Origin of the sequence: Vogesella sp., from assembly GCF_046297735.1 — a bacterium.
Taxonomy (GTDB): Bacteria; Pseudomonadota; Gammaproteobacteria; order Burkholderiales; family Chromobacteriaceae; genus Vogesella; species Vogesella urethralis.
Window position 1 is genome coordinate 81809 of sequence record NZ_JBKBHK010000007.1, and the last position, 16098, is coordinate 97906.

General features: G+C 65.6%; 15 protein-coding genes. 9 read left to right on the forward strand and 6 right to left on the reverse strand.

All coding sequences use genetic code 11. The annotated features are described in order from the left end of the window. Positions 1–33: 33 nt before the first annotated feature. Positions 34–972: a LysR substrate-binding domain-containing protein gene (locus ACK4FZ_RS10495; protein WP_144370671.1), complete on the reverse strand. Its 939-nt coding sequence runs from the start codon at positions 970–972 to the stop codon at positions 34–36. Between the two features lie 121 nt (positions 973–1093). On the opposite strand from ACK4FZ_RS10495, the gene ACK4FZ_RS10500 reads away from it, so the two are divergent. After that, on the forward strand, positions 1094–1696 hold the full coding sequence (locus tag ACK4FZ_RS10500) for an FMN-dependent NADH-azoreductase (protein ID WP_409820607.1): 603 nt from the start codon (positions 1094–1096) through the stop codon (positions 1694–1696). Between the two features lie 88 nt (positions 1697–1784). On the opposite strand, the gene ACK4FZ_RS10505 is transcribed toward ACK4FZ_RS10500, so the two are convergent. Together ACK4FZ_RS10505 and ACK4FZ_RS10510 are read right to left on the reverse strand one after the other, a co-directional pair. After that, entirely contained in the window at positions 1785–3317 is a 1533-nt protein-coding gene (locus ACK4FZ_RS10505) for an FAD-binding domain-containing protein (protein ID WP_409820609.1), read from the reverse strand. After that, positions 3314–4060 (reverse strand): SDR family NAD(P)-dependent oxidoreductase, encoded by a 747-nt coding sequence (locus ACK4FZ_RS10510; protein ID WP_409820610.1) that lies wholly within the window; start codon positions 4058–4060, stop codon positions 3314–3316. The genes ACK4FZ_RS10505 and ACK4FZ_RS10510 overlap by 4 nt, the downstream gene beginning before the upstream one ends. A 693-nt stretch (positions 4061–4753) precedes the next feature. Here ACK4FZ_RS10510 and ACK4FZ_RS10515 point away from each other — a divergent pair. Genes ACK4FZ_RS10515 through ACK4FZ_RS10535 form a run of 5 tightly spaced genes read left to right on the forward strand, consistent with a single transcriptional unit; the run spans position 4754 to position 9162 of the window. Then, complete coding sequence (locus tag ACK4FZ_RS10515) at positions 4754–6187, forward strand: circularly permuted type 2 ATP-grasp protein (protein WP_144370667.1); 1434 nt, start codon at positions 4754–4756, stop codon at positions 6185–6187. Next, positions 6184–7107 carry an alpha-E domain-containing protein gene (locus ACK4FZ_RS10520; protein WP_144370666.1) on the forward strand — a complete coding sequence of 308 codons (924 nt, stop codon included), beginning with the start codon at positions 6184–6186 and terminating at the stop codon, positions 7105–7107. The genes ACK4FZ_RS10515 and ACK4FZ_RS10520 overlap by 4 nt, the downstream gene beginning before the upstream one ends. Beyond that, positions 7104–7631 carry an arsinothricin resistance N-acetyltransferase ArsN1 family B gene (locus ACK4FZ_RS10525; protein WP_409820613.1) on the forward strand — a complete coding sequence of 176 codons (528 nt, stop codon included), beginning with the start codon at positions 7104–7106 and terminating at the stop codon, positions 7629–7631. Before ACK4FZ_RS10520 ends, ACK4FZ_RS10525 begins: the two co-directional genes overlap by 4 nt. Next, the gene (locus ACK4FZ_RS10530) at positions 7622–8413 is read left to right on the forward strand and encodes a transglutaminase domain-containing protein (protein WP_409820615.1); all 792 of its coding nucleotides are present in this window, start codon (positions 7622–7624) and stop codon (positions 8411–8413) included. Before ACK4FZ_RS10525 ends, ACK4FZ_RS10530 begins: the two co-directional genes overlap by 10 nt. After that, positions 8413–9162: a peptidase gene (locus ACK4FZ_RS10535; RefSeq protein ID WP_409820617.1), complete on the forward strand. Its 750-nt coding sequence runs from the start codon at positions 8413–8415 to the stop codon at positions 9160–9162. Before ACK4FZ_RS10530 ends, ACK4FZ_RS10535 begins: the two co-directional genes overlap by 1 nt. 86 nt (positions 9163–9248) lie before the next feature. Here the strand turns inward: ACK4FZ_RS10535 and purT are convergent, their stop codons facing one another. Continuing rightward, the gene (purT, locus tag ACK4FZ_RS10540; RefSeq protein WP_409820620.1) at positions 9249–10451 is read right to left on the reverse strand and encodes a formate-dependent phosphoribosylglycinamide formyltransferase; all 1203 of its coding nucleotides are present in this window, start codon (positions 10449–10451) and stop codon (positions 9249–9251) included. Positions 10452–10633: 182 nt separating this feature from the next. Between purT and ACK4FZ_RS10545 the strand changes: the two genes are divergently transcribed. Next, entirely contained in the window at positions 10634–11302 is a 669-nt protein-coding gene (locus ACK4FZ_RS10545; protein ID WP_409820622.1) for a flagellar basal body L-ring protein FlgH, read from the forward strand. Between the two features lie 91 nt (positions 11303–11393). Here the strand turns inward: ACK4FZ_RS10545 and ACK4FZ_RS10550 are convergent, their stop codons facing one another. Next, the gene (locus ACK4FZ_RS10550) at positions 11394–11936 is read right to left on the reverse strand and encodes a hypothetical protein (protein WP_409820625.1); all 543 of its coding nucleotides are present in this window, start codon (positions 11934–11936) and stop codon (positions 11394–11396) included. A 178-nt stretch (positions 11937–12114) separates the two neighbouring features. On the opposite strand from ACK4FZ_RS10550, the gene ACK4FZ_RS10555 reads away from it, so the two are divergent. Next, positions 12115–12879, forward strand: a complete 765-nt coding sequence (locus tag ACK4FZ_RS10555; RefSeq protein ID WP_409820627.1) for a response regulator — start codon at positions 12115–12117, stop codon at positions 12877–12879. A 536-nt stretch (positions 12880–13415) separates the two neighbouring features. Here ACK4FZ_RS10555 and ACK4FZ_RS10560 read toward each other — a convergent pair. Then, positions 13416–15449, reverse strand: coding sequence for a M3 family metallopeptidase (locus ACK4FZ_RS10560; RefSeq protein WP_409820629.1), 2034 nt, complete (start codon positions 15447–15449; stop codon positions 13416–13418). A gap of 317 nt (positions 15450–15766) precedes the next feature. Here ACK4FZ_RS10560 and ACK4FZ_RS10565 point away from each other — a divergent pair, with 317 nt between their 5' ends. Beyond that, entirely contained in the window at positions 15767–16087 is a 321-nt protein-coding gene (locus tag ACK4FZ_RS10565) for a hypothetical protein (RefSeq protein WP_409820632.1), read from the forward strand. The last annotated feature ends 11 nt before the right edge of the window (positions 16088–16098 follow it).

Here is a 16098-nt window from a genome sequence, read left to right on the forward strand (position 1 = left end):
CCTTGCAACGGTGGCGGCGCCTGCGGTGCTTGTTCAGCCGGGCAGGGGCAGGCCGTGCCCTTCGCAGCGCGCCAGCTGCGGCGGCAGCGCCTCCACCAGAAAATCGATAAAACAACGCACCGCCGGTATCAGGTGGCGGCGCCCGGTAAACGCGGCGTGCAGGATGCCGTCCGGCGTGCGGTAGCCGGGCAGCACGCGTTGCAGGCGGCCATCGGCCAGCGCGTCGTGGCACACCATCAACGGCAGCAGGCCCACGCCACAGCCGGCGATGGCGGCTTCGCGCAGCACCAGCAGGTCGTCGGTCATCAGCCGCGGTTCGGCGATGTCCAGCCGGGTGAGCTGGCCCACTTCGTCCAACAGCGGCCACTCGCCACGGCCGTCGGGGCGGCTCATCACCAGCGCCGGCCAAGCGGTAAGGGCGGCCGGGTGTTGCGGCCAACCCTGGGCCGCAATCAGCGCCGGGCTGGCCACCAGCGCGCTTTCGCTTTGCGCCAGCGGCCGCGCCACGATGCTGGCGCTGTCGTCCAGCCGCTGCCGCACGCGCAGCGCCACGTCGATGCCGTCGTTAATCAGGTCGACGCGGCGGCCGGTCACTTCCAGCACGATGCGCACCTGCGGGTAGCGCGCCATGAAGGCCGGCAGCAGCGGCGCCAGCAGCGTCTTGGCCAGCAGCTCCGGGCAGCTGACGCGCACCAGACCGCGCGGCTCGGCGGTGTGGCGGGCGATGGTTTCTTCGGCCGCCTCGGCCTCGGCCAGCATGGCCTGGCAGTGGCGGTAGTACTGCGCGCCGACGTCGGTCAGCGCCAGCCGGCGCGTGGTGCGCTGGAGCAGGCGCACGCCGATGCGCGCTTCCAGCTCGGCCACGCGGCGCGACAGCCGCGACTTGGGCACGCCCAGCTGGCGGCTGGCGGCGTTGAAACCGCCGTGCTCGACCACCTTGGCAAAAAACAGCAGATCGTTGAGGTCTTGCATCACATTGTCTCGCCAGTGGAACAATGAATCCGATTCTAGCCGTCTAGTGCGTGATTGGTCGCAGATTTACAGTACACCCATCGCCGCAGCGTGCGGCACACACCCCAAACGGAGCCGCACCATGAACATCCTGCACCTCGATTCCAGCATCCTCGCCACCAACTCGGTATCCCGCGGCCTGACCCAGGCCCTGGTTAGCACCCTGAGCGCCCGCCACGCCGGCGCGCAGGTGACCTACCATGACCTGGCCGCCAACGAAATTCCGCACCTGTCCGGCGAAATCCTGGGCGCCGCCTTTACCGACAAGGCCGACTGGAGCCCGCTGCAGCAAGCCGAAGCCGCCCGCAGCGACGCGCTGATCGCCGAATTCCTGGCCGCCGACGTGCTGGTGATCGGCGCCCCGATGTACAACTTTGGCGTACCGTCGCAACTGAAAGCGTGGATCGACCGCGTGGCCGTGGCCGGCCGCACCTTCAAGTACACCGAAACCGGCCCGGTTGGCCTGGCCGGTGGCAAGAAGGTGTACGTGGTGTCGGCCCGTGGCGGCGTGTACAGCAACGAACAAGGCCAGCAAATGGACTTCCAGGAAGACTACCTGAAGACCGTGCTGGGCTTCCTGGGCATCACCGACGTGTCCTTCGTGCGCGCTGAAGGCGTGGCCATGGGCCCGGACGCCAAGGCTGCCGCCCTGGCCGCTGCCGAAGCCGCCATCGCCGCTGCTTAAGCTTTCCGTACCGACTAACACGGCCGCCCCTGGCAACAGGGCGCGGCCGTGTTGTTTTGTGCGAGCGGATAACGGGGCGGTGTGCACGCTACCAGTCCAGGCTCAGCTGGCCGGGGGTAGCTGGCGGGCGACGATTGCCACGCGCCTCGCCGCGCTTGCGCGAGCCATGCCGCGCCACGATGGCGGCCTTGCCGGCGCGCACCTCGGGGCGGCCGCGCAGCGCAAACAGCCGCGCCTTGGCCTCGCGGGTGGCCACTTCTACATCCACCAGCGGCTGCGGAATGTCGCGGCCAACCTGCACGCCACAGCGCGCCTGGATATCGGGCGGCATGCGCCATGGCTCGAACAGCCACACATCGGGCACGCGGCGCAGCGGCGGCAGCCACTGCCGCACGAAGCGGCCGTACGGGTCGTGTTCGCGCGCCTGCTTTAGCGGGTTGTAGATGCGCGGCACATTGATGCCGGTGGTGCCGGACTGCATTTGCAGCTGGCTCCAGTGAATGCCTGGCTCGTAATCGACAAACTGCTGCGCCAGCCACAGCCCCACCGGCCGCCAGTGCAGCCACAGCGGGTAAGCCGCCACCGACACCAGCATGGCGCGCATGCGGAAGTTCAGCCAGCCGGTGTGGCGCAGCATGGCGATGCAGGCATCCACCAGCGGCCAGCCGGTGCGGCCGTCGCGCCAGGCGGCAAAACGCGCCTCGTCCCAGTCGTTTTCGCGCAGGCCGTCGTAGCCACGATGCAGGTTGCGCCATTCCAGCGCCGGCTCGCTTTCCAGCTTCTGGATGAAATGGCAGTGCCAGTACAGGCGGCTGATGAAGGCGCGGATGCCCGCCGTGCGCCGGCTGGCGGCACCATCGCCGTGCAGCTGCGCCAGCATGGCGCGGCTGGCCTGCACCACCTCGCGCATCGAGATGCACCCCAGCGCCAGATACGGCGACAAACGCGAGCAGGCGCTGGGCGCCGACAGCGGCGACGAGATGCCGCCACGGTACTGCGCGGCGCGATCCAGCAGGAAATCGTCCAGCACCGCCAGCGCTGCCGTGCGGCCACCGGGCTGCCGCCCCGGCGCGTCGCCATCGCCCAAACCCAGTGCCGCTGCACCCGGCAGGTGCACCGGCGGCCAACTGAGTGCCACTTGTTGCAGCGCCGGCACCGGCAATAACGGTGCCGCCATCAACGCCTCCCACTGCGGCTGCCAGTGGTCGCGGTTCAGGCCGCCACGTACCACACCAAACTGCGGCCACTCGCGCCACTGCACACGGTTGGCCGCACACCAGCGCGCCACGGCGATGTCGCGGCGGTAGGTCCAGTCGTTGCCGGTTTCCTCGTGGGCGAATAGCGCGTCGAACGGCGCTTGCGCGTACAGCTGCGTCAGCACCTCTCCGATCTCGCCCACCGCCACGTACAGCCGCAGGCCGCGCTCGCGCAGCTGGCCAGCCAGGTCGTGCAGGCTTTCGCGCAGAAAATGGTATTGCCGCGCCGAGGCGTCCGGCTGCTGCCACAGCCCCGGCTCTACCACGTACAGGCACAGCAGCGGGCCGCGCGCGGCGGCGGCGCACAGCGGAGCGTGGTCGGCCAGGCGCAAGTCGCGCTTGAACCAGACAACGCTGTAGCTCATGCCTTGGGCAAGGGGTGGATGACGCCGTGGCCGCCGTCGACGCCGATGTTCTGGCCGGTAATCCAGCCGGCTTCGGGCGACAGCAGGAAGGCGATCAGCGCGGCGCTATCGTCGCCCTGGCCCACGCGCTGCATCGGGTTGGCCTGCGCGTTGCGGGCGATGGCTTCCGGCGTGCCGGTGAGGCGCGCCGACAGCGCCGACACCGTCAGCCCCGGGTGCACGCAGTTCACGCGAATGCCGCGCTCGGCGTAGCTGGCGGCGGTGCTTTGCGCCAGCGCGGCCACCGCCGCCTTGGCGCTGGCAATGGCTTCGTGATTGGGGAAGCCGGCCTGCGCCACCAGCGAGCCCACCAGCACCGCGCTGGCCGGCTGCTTGTGCTTGAGCGCGGCGGCAACAAAGGCTTTGAGCACGTGCACGGCGCTGAGCCAGTTGTGCTGCATCAGCTGCCAGGCGTCGTCTTCGGCGGTGAGGTGCAGCGGGCGGATCAGCGTGCTGCCCACACAGTGCGCCAAGCCGGTGAGCGCCACGCCGTCGGCAGCCAGGCCGGCCACCGTGTCGCGCACGGCGGCGGCGTCCAGCGTGTCCAGCGGGCGCACGAGTACCTCGCCGGGCAGGCGGGCGGCCAGTGCGGCCAACCCGTCTTCGCTGCGGGCACTCAACACCAGGCGGTGGCCGGGCGACAGGCGCCGCGCCAGCGCGCTACCGATGGCGCCGCTGGCGCCGGTAATCCAGATCGTGTCCATGCTGCACCTCGCGATTTGTCCAATACAAATCATATACAAAAGCACAGCGTATCGATAGTGAGCATTGACGCACCAAAGCTGGTTGTCAGCGCACGCTATATCAGCCTCAAAACAGGGCGGCCAGCACCAGTTTGCAGCACGGCGTCATGATGCAGTCGCGGATGCCTGCCTGCGGTGCACCGCCGTGCCAGACCACAACCATGGTGCGTGCCAGACCAAGCGCCCGCTTGTCGCCTGAGCGCCACAGCCCCTGCTGGCAGCGTCCTGCGCCAGGCCTGGCAGCCCCGTAACAAGGCCGTTTTCTCAAGCCAGGCAAGACTGGCGTAACAGTCGCACCACCGAGGCCATCGCCGTACTCCCCGCCTGCACGGTGGTACTACCGCGGCTTACTGCATGGCAAAAACTATCGAAATAAAACGGAAAATCGCCGGTACCAGCCAGACACGCGACGGCGCCTATCTTGCAGCGCAGCAATGCCTTGCCGCCAACCGCATGCGAAGCGCACATTGTTTATCACCGCGTCACGCTTGACGCTTGGCAGCCGTGCTGCGGGCTTTAGCCTATCCGGGGCAGGCACATGGATTGCTAACCAGCCTGATACCGGCTTGCCGGTTGCGAGTCAGGCCCTGTATGCGCCCGACGCGTCAGGTTTATCGATTGAAAACAATAAGAACATCACCTCTGGAGAATGCCATGCATGCTCTGACCCTCCCCGAAAACGGTCATTACGACGAAATGCTGCTCGACAGTGGCGGCATCCGGCCCCATTACCGTGACTTTGCCCGCTGGCTGCATTCGCAGCCGCCCGAAACCCTGGCCCGCAAACGCGCCGAAGCCGACCTGATGTTCCACCGCGTCGGCATTACCTTTGCCGTATACGGCGACGATTCCGGCGCCGAACGCCTGATTCCGTTCGATACCGTGCCACGCATCATCCCGGCCAGCGACTGGCAAACGCTGGAAAAAGGCATGCGCCAGCGCGTCACCGCGCTGAACGCCTTCCTTCACGACATCTACCACGAACAGCACATCGTGAAGGCCGGCATCATTCCCGCCGAGCAGGTGTTTTCCAACAGCCAGTACCAGCCGGCGATGCAGGGGCTGGACCTGCCGCACCGCATCTATGCCCACATCACCGGCGTGGACGTCATCCGCCACAGCGACGGCAACTTCTACGTGCTGGAAGACAACCTGCGCGTGCCGTCCGGCGTGTCCTACATGCTGGAAAACCGCAAGATGATGATGCGGCTGTTCCCCGAGCTGTTTGCCAGCCACGCGGTGGCGCCGGTACAGCATTACCCGACGTTGCTGCTGAACACGCTGCGCCACGCCAGCGCGGTGGACAACCCCACCGTGGTGGTACTGACGCCGGGCCACCACAACAGCGCCTACTTCGAGCACGCTTTCCTCGCGCAGCAGATGGGCGTGGAGCTGGTGGAAGGGCAAGATCTGTTTGTTAAAAACAACCGCGTGTACATGCGCACCACCGCCGGCCACAAACAGGTGGACGTGATCTACCGCCGCATCGACGACGCCTTCCTCGACCCGCTGGCGTTCCGCGCCGACAGCATGCTGGGTGTGCCGGGCCTGCTGTCGGTATACCGCGCCGGCGGCGTGATCCTGGCCAACGCCATCGGCACCGGCGTGGCGGACGACAAATCCATCTACCCCTACGTGCCGGACATGATCCGCTTCTACCTGTCGGAAGAGCCGCTGCTGCAGAACGTGCCCACCTGGATGTGCCGCCGTCCGGCCGAGCTGGACCACGTGCTGAACAACCTGCACGAGCTGGTGGTGAAGGAAGTGCACGGCGCCGGCGGCTACGGCATGCTGATCGGCCCGGCAGCCAGCAGCGCCGAAATCGAAGACTTCCGCCAACGCATCATCGCCGACCCCAGCAACTACATCGCCCAGCCCACGCTGTGCCTGTCGTCCTGCCCCACCTTTGTGGAGTCGGGCATTGCCCCGCGCCACATCGACCTGCGCCCCTTCGTGCTGTCCGGCCGCGACATCAGCATGGTGGCCGGCGGCCTGACCCGCGTGGCACTGAAAGAAGGCTCGCTGGTGGTGAATTCGTCGCAAGGCGGCGGCACCAAGGACACCTGGATTCTGGAGGACCAATCATGATGCTCTCGCGCACCGCATCCCAGCTGTACTGGATGAGCCGTTACATGGAACGCGCCGAAAACCTGGCGCGCCTGCTGGACGTGACCCACAGCCTGTCACTGTTGCCGCAATCGCGCGGTGGCAGCGACATCAGCGCCGCACTGGCCACCACCGGCGCACTGGAAGCCTGCCGCGCGCGCCACCCGCAACTGGCCGCCAGCGACGTACTGCATTTCATGACCTTTGACGCGGCCAACCCGGCCAGCATCGTCAACTGCCTGAAATACGCCCGCGAAAACGCCCACGCCGTGCGCGGCAAGATTACCGGCGAGATGTGGGAAAGCATCAACGCCACCTGGCTGGAAGCCCGGCAGATGGGGCTGGAAGGCCGCCCGCTGGCAGGCTTCTTCGACTGGGTGAAAGAGCGCTCGCACCTGTTCCGTGGCACTACCTACGGTACCATCCAGCGCAACGACGCCTTTTCTTTCATCCGCCTGGGCACCTTCATGGAACGGGCCGACAACACCGCGCGCCTGATCAACGTGAAATCGCACCTGGTGGGCAATGCCGCCGAAGACAGCGCCGCCGACTTCTACCTGTGGGGCGCGCTGCTGCGCTCGCTGGGCGCCTTCGAGGCCTACCACGAGCTGTACCGCGACACGCTCAGCTCGCGCCGCGTGGCCGAACTGCTGATCCTGCGCCCGGATGTACCGCGCTCGCTGCGTGCCTGCGTGGACGAGATTGCCGAACTGCTGCCACGCATCAAGGGCGACACCGGCAACCGCGCCAAGCGGCTGGCCGCCACGCTGCATGCCGAGATGTGCTACGGCCAGATCGACAGCATCCTGGACGACGGCCTGCACACCTACCTGACGCAGTTTCTCAGCCAGATACACGGCCTGGGCGATGCCATCCACGGGGCTTATCTGGAGGCAGCATGAGTGAGTTACTGATCCGCGAGGCGACGCCGGACGATGCGGCCGCCATCTGCGCCATTTACAACCCCTACATCGAGTACACCACCATCTCGTTCGAAGAAAAGCCGGTCACCGTGGCCGAGATGGCCGAGCGTATTGCCAGCACCCAGGCCCAGGGCCTGCCGTGGCTGGTAGCCGAAGCCAGTGGCGACATGCTGGGCTACGCCTACGCCACCCGCTGGCGCCTGCGCCCGGCCTACCGCCACGCGGTGGAAAGCAGCATCTACATGCGCCAGGCCACTGTCGGCCAGGGCGTGGGCAAGCTGCTGTACCGCGAACTGATCCGCCGCCTGGCCGTACTGGGCATGCGTACCGTCATTGGCGGCGTGGCACAGCCCAACCCGGCCAGCGATGGCCTGCACCGTACCCTGGGCTTCAAGCAGGTTGCACTGTTCGAGCAGGTTGGCCGCAAGTTCGGCCGCTGGCTGGACGTGGCCTACTGGCAGCTCCCCCTGACCCGAGAACTTGCGGAGGCATCATGCAACTGACCATCGATCACGAAACCGTCTACCGTTACGACGACACCGTCAGCCACAGCACCCAGTACCTGCGACTCACCCCGGCCAACAGCGGCCACCAGCGCGTGGTGAGCTGGCAGCTGGAGCTGCCGGTAGCCGCCAGCGAAAGCACCGATGCCTACGGCAACATCCTGCACGTGCTGACGCTGGACACGCCACATAGCGAGATCCGCCTGAAGGCCCGTGGCGTGGTGGAAACCTGCGACGACTGGCTGGACCAACCCGAAGTGCTGCCGGCGCCGGTGTTCCTGCGCGAAACGGCGCTGACCGAGCCGGACGACGCTATCCGGGCGCTGGCCGCCGCCCACGCCGACGCCGTTGCGGCCAACCCCGAGGCTGGCCTCACCGCGCTGATGCAGGCTATCGCCGACGCCATGCCCTACACCCAGGACATCACCCACGCCGGTACTACCGCGGCGCAGGCGCTGGCCTTGGGTGCCGGCGTGTGTCAGGATCACAGCCATGTATTTATCGCGGCCTGCCGTTGCCTGGGTTTGCCGGCACGCTATGTCAGCGGCTACCTGCTGAGCGACCGCGATACGCACGTGGCCAGCCACGCCTGGGCAGAAGCCTACGACGGCGAACAATGGCTGGGTTTTGACATCAGCAACCGCCAGCGCCCCGACCGCCATCACCTGAAGCTGGCCGTCGGCTTGGATTACAGCGACGCCAGCCCTGTACGCGGCGTGCGGCGCGGTGGCGGCAGCGAGGCGATGCAGGCGCACGCCAAGGTCTCGGAGGCAGATCAGTAATGACGTATTGCGTAGGCATGGTACTGGACGAGGGGCTGATCTTCGCATCGGACTCGCGTACCAATGCGGGGGTGGACCACGTCGCCACCTTCCGCAAGATGAATGTGATTGCGGTACCGGGCGAGCGCCAGATCGTGCTGCTGAATGCCGGCAACCTGGCTACCACGCAGAGCGTGGTCAGCCTGCTCAAGAGCCGGCTCGGCCACAACGCGCCCAACCTGCACAATGTCGCCAGCTTGTACGAGGCGGCAGAGCTGGTGGGCAAGACCATCCGCGAAGTACTGGCCCGCGACGGCAACGGCAGTACGCAAGGGCAGGGCGTGGATTTCAGCTGCAGCTTTCTGGTGGGCGGCCAGATCCGGGGCGAGGCACCACGGCTGTTCCAGATCTACCCGCAGGGCAACTTCATCGAAGCCACGCCGGACACGCCGTACCTGCAAATCGGCGAATCCAAATACGGCAAGCCCATTCTCGACCGCGTCATCAGCCACCGCACCCCGCTGGCGCAGGCCATCAAGTGCACGCTGATCTCGTTCGACTCCACCATCCGTTCCAACCTGTCGGTGGGCCTGCCCATCGACCTGCTGTGGCAGCAGCGCGATAACTTCGACTTTGCCCCACGCCACCGCGTGACCGAAGACGACCCGTACTTCCTGCAGCTGCGCCAGGGTTGGGGCGAAGGGCTGCGTGACGTATTCGGCCGGCTGCCGGACGCGCTGTGGTTCAAAGACGGCGACGGCGCCGACTGAGCAGCGTACGCCACAACAACAAGGGCAAGCCATACGGCTTGCCCTTGTGGGTTTCTACCGGCTGCGGCCAACGTTGGCCGCCAGGCTTAATCGCCGCGCACCGGCAGCACCTTGCCGGCGGCGGCGCGGGCGCGCTCGCGGGCGCTGTCCACGTTGTCGGCGTAGGCTACCGCCACGCCCATGCGACGGCGCGCGAAACTTTCCGGCTTGCCGAACAGGCGGATATCCGCGCCGGGTACCGCCAGCGCCTCGGCCACACCGTCAAAGGCAATGCCGGCCGCTTCCAGACGGCCGTAGATCACCGCCGACGCCGCCGGCGTGCGCAGGCTAACGTCCACCGGCAAGCCCAGAATGGCGCGCGCGTGCAGCTCGAACTCGCTGAAACGCTGGCTGGCCAGCGTCACCAGCCCGGTGTCGTGCGGGCGCGGGCTCACTTCGGAGAACCACACCGTATCGCCCTTCACAAACAGCTCCACACCAAACAGGCCACGGCCGCCCAGCGCCGCGGTGACCTTGGCCGCCATCTCCTGCGCCCGCTGCTGCGCCAGCGCGCTCATCGCCTGCGGCTGCCAGCTTTCCACGTAGTCGCCGCGCTGCTGCAAATGGCCGACCGGAGCGCAGAAATGGGTGGCAACACCGCCTTGGCCGTCATTGGCGCGTACGGTCAGCAGGGTGATCTCGTACTCGAAATCGATGAAACCTTCCACGATGACACGGCCCTTGTCCACGCGACCGGCGCTGACCGCGTAATCCCAGGCGGCGGCGACATCGGCCGGCCCCTTCAGCAGCGACTGGCCCTTGCCGCTGGACGACATCACCGGCTTCACCAGGCAGGGGTAGCCGATACCGGCGTCGATGGCGGCCTGCAGTTCGGCCAGGCTGCTGGCAAACGCGTACGGCGAGGTGGGCAGGCCCAGTTCTTCTGCTGCCAGGCGGCGAATGCCTTCGCGGTTCATGGTGAGGTTGGCCGCACGCGCAGTAGGGATCACCTCGGCCAGGCCGTCGGCCTCGATGCGCAGCAGCTCTTCTGTGGCAATGGCTTCGATTTCCGGCACCACCAGGTGCGGGCGCTCGGCCTCTACCAGCGCACGCAGTGCCGCCGGGTCGGCCATGTTGATGACGTGGCTGCGGTGCGCCACCTGCATCGCCGGCGCGTCCGGGTAACGATCGACGGCAATGGTTTCCACCCCCAGCCGTTGCAGGGCGATCACCACTTCCTTGCCCAGTTCGCCGCTGCCCAGCAGCATGACGCGTCGCGCCGACGCGGAAAGAGGGGTACCGATACGCATGACAGCCTCACAGTAAACACAATGACAGCCGGTATGGTATGCGCAATCGGCAGGCAGCGCGCGCACATTTCCGTTTTGTATTTACCGCACTGCACAACGGCACAAAGTGGCGACCAAATCAGGATAGGGCCGATACGTACGGCTGCTTGAATGTACGTCATGACACAAACCGGAAGCCTGCCATGCGCCGCCTTGCCCTGATCTGCCCCGTGCTCCTGCTTGCTGCCTGCACCACGCAATCGGTGGTGCAATTGCCCACCAGCAGCTACCCGCAACTCAAGCCAGTGCTAACCGGCGCCGGCGATGGCGGCATTTACAACCCGGCCACAGCACGGCTGTTTTTCGAGTCGCAGATTGCCCGCCGCGTCGGCGACGCGGTGACGGTCACCATCGCCGAGGACATGAGCGGCAGCACCAGCCGGGCGCTGGACGACAAAGCCACCGGCGCCAATACCGTCAAGGGGCCGGGTGCCTTGCATACCCTGCCTGGCTTGGTAAAAGAAGTGTTCGATGTGGACGTCAATTCCAGCTATTCGCTGGCCGACAAAGACGATAGCAAGCTCAATAACCGCACCAAGGTCAGCGGCAACATGATGGTGTCGGTACTGGACGTGCTGCCCAATGGCTACCTGGTGGTGGGCGGCGACAAGATCGTGCTGCTGAACGGTAAACAAACCACGCTGCGCTTCTCCGGCATCATCAACAGCGCCCAGTTGCAAGCGGATAACAGCATCTCGTCGCGCTACGTCATTAATGCCCGCCTGGACCAGATCAACCAGAACATGCCGCTGGACGCCAGCGTGCTGGCATGGGTGCAGTTCCTGTTCGGCGCCGCCGTTACCCTGTACTAATGCTGGTCAATGCGATTTACCAGGCGACGCAAGCCAGGTCGTTTGCCTATGCCACAGCGAGCTGGCGGGGGAAACAAACGCGGCGCAAGCGCTACGGCGCCGCGAAAGCCGGCGGTCTGGGCGGCTGCGATACCAGCTCGTCCAGCAGAAAAATCAGCTTGGCCTCGGTACTGGCCCAGCGGTCAAAACCCAGCATGCGCGGCTCGTACGTTACCTTGGACAAAGTCTTGCCGCCCTGCTGCAATGCCATACTGGCATAGTTCAAATAGGCAAAATCCTGTTCCCAGGCACGAGTTGCCGCGTACACCAACGTAACGCAGCCCGTAGGCGCGGTACCTGGCGCATAGACCTGGGTTTCCACCTGACGCCGGCGCAAGCCGGACTCGATCACCGACAGCATGTCCGGCACCGTTACCGCCTCGTTCCATTCGATACAAATCCGCTTATAAGGCGCAGGGCGCCGCGCTGCCGCCTGCTCGGCCTTTTCAGCCATGGCCTGCATTTCGCTAGCGGTGGAAAACGAGAACGTAAACACATCACGTGCCGGGCTAGGCAAGTTCTGCACCGTAATGCAGCCAGCCAGCAGGGCCAGAGGGGCCAGCGGCAGCAAAAGCGACAGAAAACGGAAGGACATGATGGTTGGCCGCATACGCGGCGGCTGTGAGTTTGTCGCAGTCTACAAGCGAGCTTATTGCTGTGGTTTGGTCAGTTTGTATGAAAACTTATACAAACAGCACAAAGCCAGGCTGCACAGCAGCATTAAGCTACAAGCCATTACCTAGTCGGCCCTGCCGCAACATTACGGAAACCTCATGCAAGCTGTGATTAACACTGCCAGCACTACGACGGCGGCGCCGGGCCAAGGCTTGAACATCCTGGTCGTCGACGACGATGACGCCATTCGCGAGCTGATCTGCAACTACCTGGGCGGCTTTGCCATGCAGGCCACCGGCGTGGCCGATGGCCGTGAAATGGAAGCCCAGCTGGGCAGCCAGCATTTCGACGCCATCGTGCTGGACCTGATGCTGCCGGGTGAAAACGGGCTCAGCCTGTGCAAGCGCCTGCGCATGCAGTCCGAGATTCCCATCGTGATGATCAGCGCCCGCAACGACCTCACCGAGCGCATCATCAGCCTGGAAATCGGCGCCGACGACTTTCTGGCCAAGCCGTTCGACATCCGCGAGCTGGTGGCGCGCCTGCACTCGGTACTGCGCCGTAACCGCAGCCAGGCCAAAGCACAGCGCAGCCAAAGCGGCCACCAGCGCGTGCGCTTCGGCAACTGGCTGCTCAACAGCACGCTGCGCCAGCTGCACGACAGCGACGGCACGATCATTCCACTGTCCAGCGCCGAGTTCCGCCTGCTGTCGGTGCTGGTCCAGCGCCCGCACGCGGTACTGGACCGCGAGCTGCTGCTGGACCTCACCCGTGGCGGGGCGGTGGACGTGTTCGACCGCAGCATCGACATCCTGATCTCGCGCCTGCGCGGCAAGCTGCGCGACGACCCGCGCAACCCGGCACTGATCCGCACCGTGCGCGGCGAAGGCTATATGCTGGACGCCCACGTCAGCCCGGCCTGAGTAAGGGCAAGCAGACAGCACAAGGCCGCCCCGCAGGGCGAATGCCAGTCAGTTAACGCTGACTGGCGTTTTTGGTTAGGGGTTTGTTGCGTTGAAGTAGGCTAGTGTGTCCGCTATGCGGACGATGATTAGATGCCGGTTCCGCCCGTGACCGAGCGAGGCAAGCGCAGCGTCGCGAGGGAATAAGACGGGAAAGGGGGCGGATTGCCGCCCCCTTTTCTATCGCTGAGCGAATCAAAGATTCGCACGCAGACCCCGCAACCCGGGGCTGCTCGAAACCCCGGTCAAAATGGCACGCCCCAGGCGCCGCCAAACTCACCCCTCGCTAACGGCTCGGGGCTCACACAAATCGGCGTCTTGCGCGTGCGAATCTTCGATTCGCTCAGCACAACCCTGGGGCGAACCATTTTGACCGGCTCGCGCCAACGGGATGGGGCGCTTCACTCACGTCCTGCTACTTGAGAACCAAGCACATTCCCCTAGCTGACAGGCATTACCGCGAAGGGCGGCCTTGTGCGTTTAGCCTGCGGCCAACCTTACACCGTCAGCAGGCCGCGCTTCTCCAGCATCGGCGCCGCCTGCGGGTCGTGACCACGGAAGGCGCGGAACGCCGCCCGCTGTTCGCGTGCGTCGCCAGCGCTGTAGATGTAGCGCTGCAGCTTGGCGGCCAGCGCCGCGTCAAACGGGTTGCCGGCTTCTTCAAACGCGGCAAACGCTTCCGCCTCCAGCACCTCGGCCCACATGTACACGTAGTAACCGGCGGCGTAGTAGTCGTCGGAAAACACGTGGCCAAAGTGCGGCAGGCGGTGGTTCATGCCCGCTTCCGGCGGCACGCCCAGCCGGGCACGCTCGGCCGCCTCAAAGGCGAGGATGTCCACACCATCGGCGTCGTTGCGCTGGTGCAGCGCCAGGTCGATCAGCGTGGACGCGCTGTAGCGCACGGTCTCGAAGCCCTGGTTGAAGGTGCTGGCCGCCTTGATGGCCGCCACCAGTGCCGGCGGAATCGGCTCGCCGCTATCCACATGGCGCGCGTGCTCGGCCAGCACTTCCGGCACCAGCGCCCAGTTTTCCAGCAGCTGCGACGGCAGCTCCACGTAGTCCTGCGGCGTATTGGGGCCGGACAGCAGGCGGTACTGCACGTCGGACAGCAGGCCGTGCAGCGCGTGGCCGAACTCGTGGAACAAGGTGCGCACGTCGTCAAAGCTCAGCAGGGTAGGGCCGCTGCCGGCCTTGGCGAAGTTGTTGTTATTGATGACGATGGGCAACACGCGGGCCGCACCCTTGCCGCTTTGCTGGCGGTACAGGTGCATCCAGGCGCCGCCCTGCTTGCCCTGGCGCGCGTAGTTGTCGCCGATGAACAGGCCGATCACGGTGTCGTCGCGGCGCACTTCCCATACCTGCACGTCGGGGTGGTAACGCGGCAGGTCGTCGCGCGGCGCGAACTGCAGGCCGAACAGGCGGCCGGCCACGTCGAACATGGCGGCCTGCATGCGTGGCAGGCTGAAGTAGGGCTTGATCTGGGCGTCGTCCAGCGCGTAGCGCGCCACACGCACTTTTTCGGCCAGCAACCACCAGTCCCACGGCTGGATATCCTGCGGCAGGCCCAGACGGGCGGCTTCCTGCTGCAACAGCACTTTCTCGGCGGCAAAGCGTTGCTTGGCCGGCTCCCATACTTGCGCCAGCAGGTCGTACACTGCCTGCGGCTTGCCGGCCATGCGGTCTTCCAGCGCGTAGTCGGCGTAACTGGCGTAGCCCAGCAGCGCGGCTTTTTCGGTACGCAGCGCCAGGATCTCGCGGGCCAGCGGCGCGTTGGCGCGCGCCGGGTGTTCGCCGCGGCTGGTCCAGGCACGCCACAGCTGTTCGCGCAGGTCGCGGCGGGTGGCGTAGGTCAGAAAGCCGATGACCGCCGAACGCGACAGCGTCAGTGCGTAGCCATCCAGCCCGCGCTCGGTGGCGGCGTTGCGCGCGGCGTCCAGCACGTAGCCGGGCAGGCCGTCGATATCCTGTTCACCCAGCGGCAGCACGTACTCGCCCTCGTCGGCCAGCACGTTCTGGCTGAATGCGGTTTGCAGCTCGGCCAGCCGCGACACGATGGTGGCAAAGCGGCTACGCGCCGCGCCATCCAGCCGGGCACCGGCACGCACAAAGTTGCGGTGCAGGCGGGTCAGCAGCCGTTGCTGCTCTTCGTCCAGCCCCAGCGCGGCGCGTTCGCGGTAGACCGCGTCCAGGCGGGCAAACAGCGCGGCGTTCAGATACACGCTGCTGTGGTGCGCCGCCAGGCGCGGCGCCATGTCGCGATCGACAGCCTGCAGCGCGTCGCTGCCAACCGAGGCAGACAGGTTATCCAGCAGCAGGCTGGCGCGTTCCAGCAGCAGGCCGCTCTCGGCCAGCGCTTCGACGGTATTGGCAAAATCGGGAGCGGCCGGGTTGGCCGCAATGGCGTCCAGTTCGGCCTGATGCGCGGCGAACAGCGCGTCGAACGCCGGCACGAAGTGCTCGGCAGCAATCTGGTCGAACGGGGGAAACTGGTAGGGCGTATCCCAGTTGGCTAGCAGCGGATTGGTGCTCATGGCAGCCTTTCTGTCGGGGAAGATGGCCGGGTCAGCCGGGATTTCACTGTATCACAAAGCCCCGGCGCCACTGGCGTGGCACAAACTGTCCTTTGGTGCCGGCACCCGCAGTACCGCCACGTCACCCTGCGGCCTCTTCAAATAGCGAGAAAGCGGACAAACCGGCAGCGGCAAAACAGATGGCGCTGTCAGCACCACACCGCACGACCTGGCCATGACACAGGCACGAAAAGTGAGTTATACGGCAGCCGTAGAAGCCAAATTGTTGCAATAAACGTTTCACGTGAAGCAATAAAGCCATCACCCACGCGAGCGGGATGTGGTTGCTGGCCGGCAACCTCCACCACTTCGGTGCCGGTGTGGGCGTCACCGGCGTGCTGCGGTTGGCCGCATCAAACAGCGCTGCGTGGCACGCGGCCAACTGCCTGCGCCTGCCTGAAAATCATTTTTGCCACGAAATCCACAAAAAGCACGAAAAGAGAAATGACCGTTGCTGCCAGATGGACGTGACCAAAACGGTACCGCTTGCTGCTTTTCCGTGCAGTTCGTGTACTTTCGTGGCTAAAAAAGTACTTTTGCCACGGAAACACACTGAAAACACGGAAGGAAAAAACGCCATAGCAGCCCGATGGGCGTGAGCAAAAGTGCC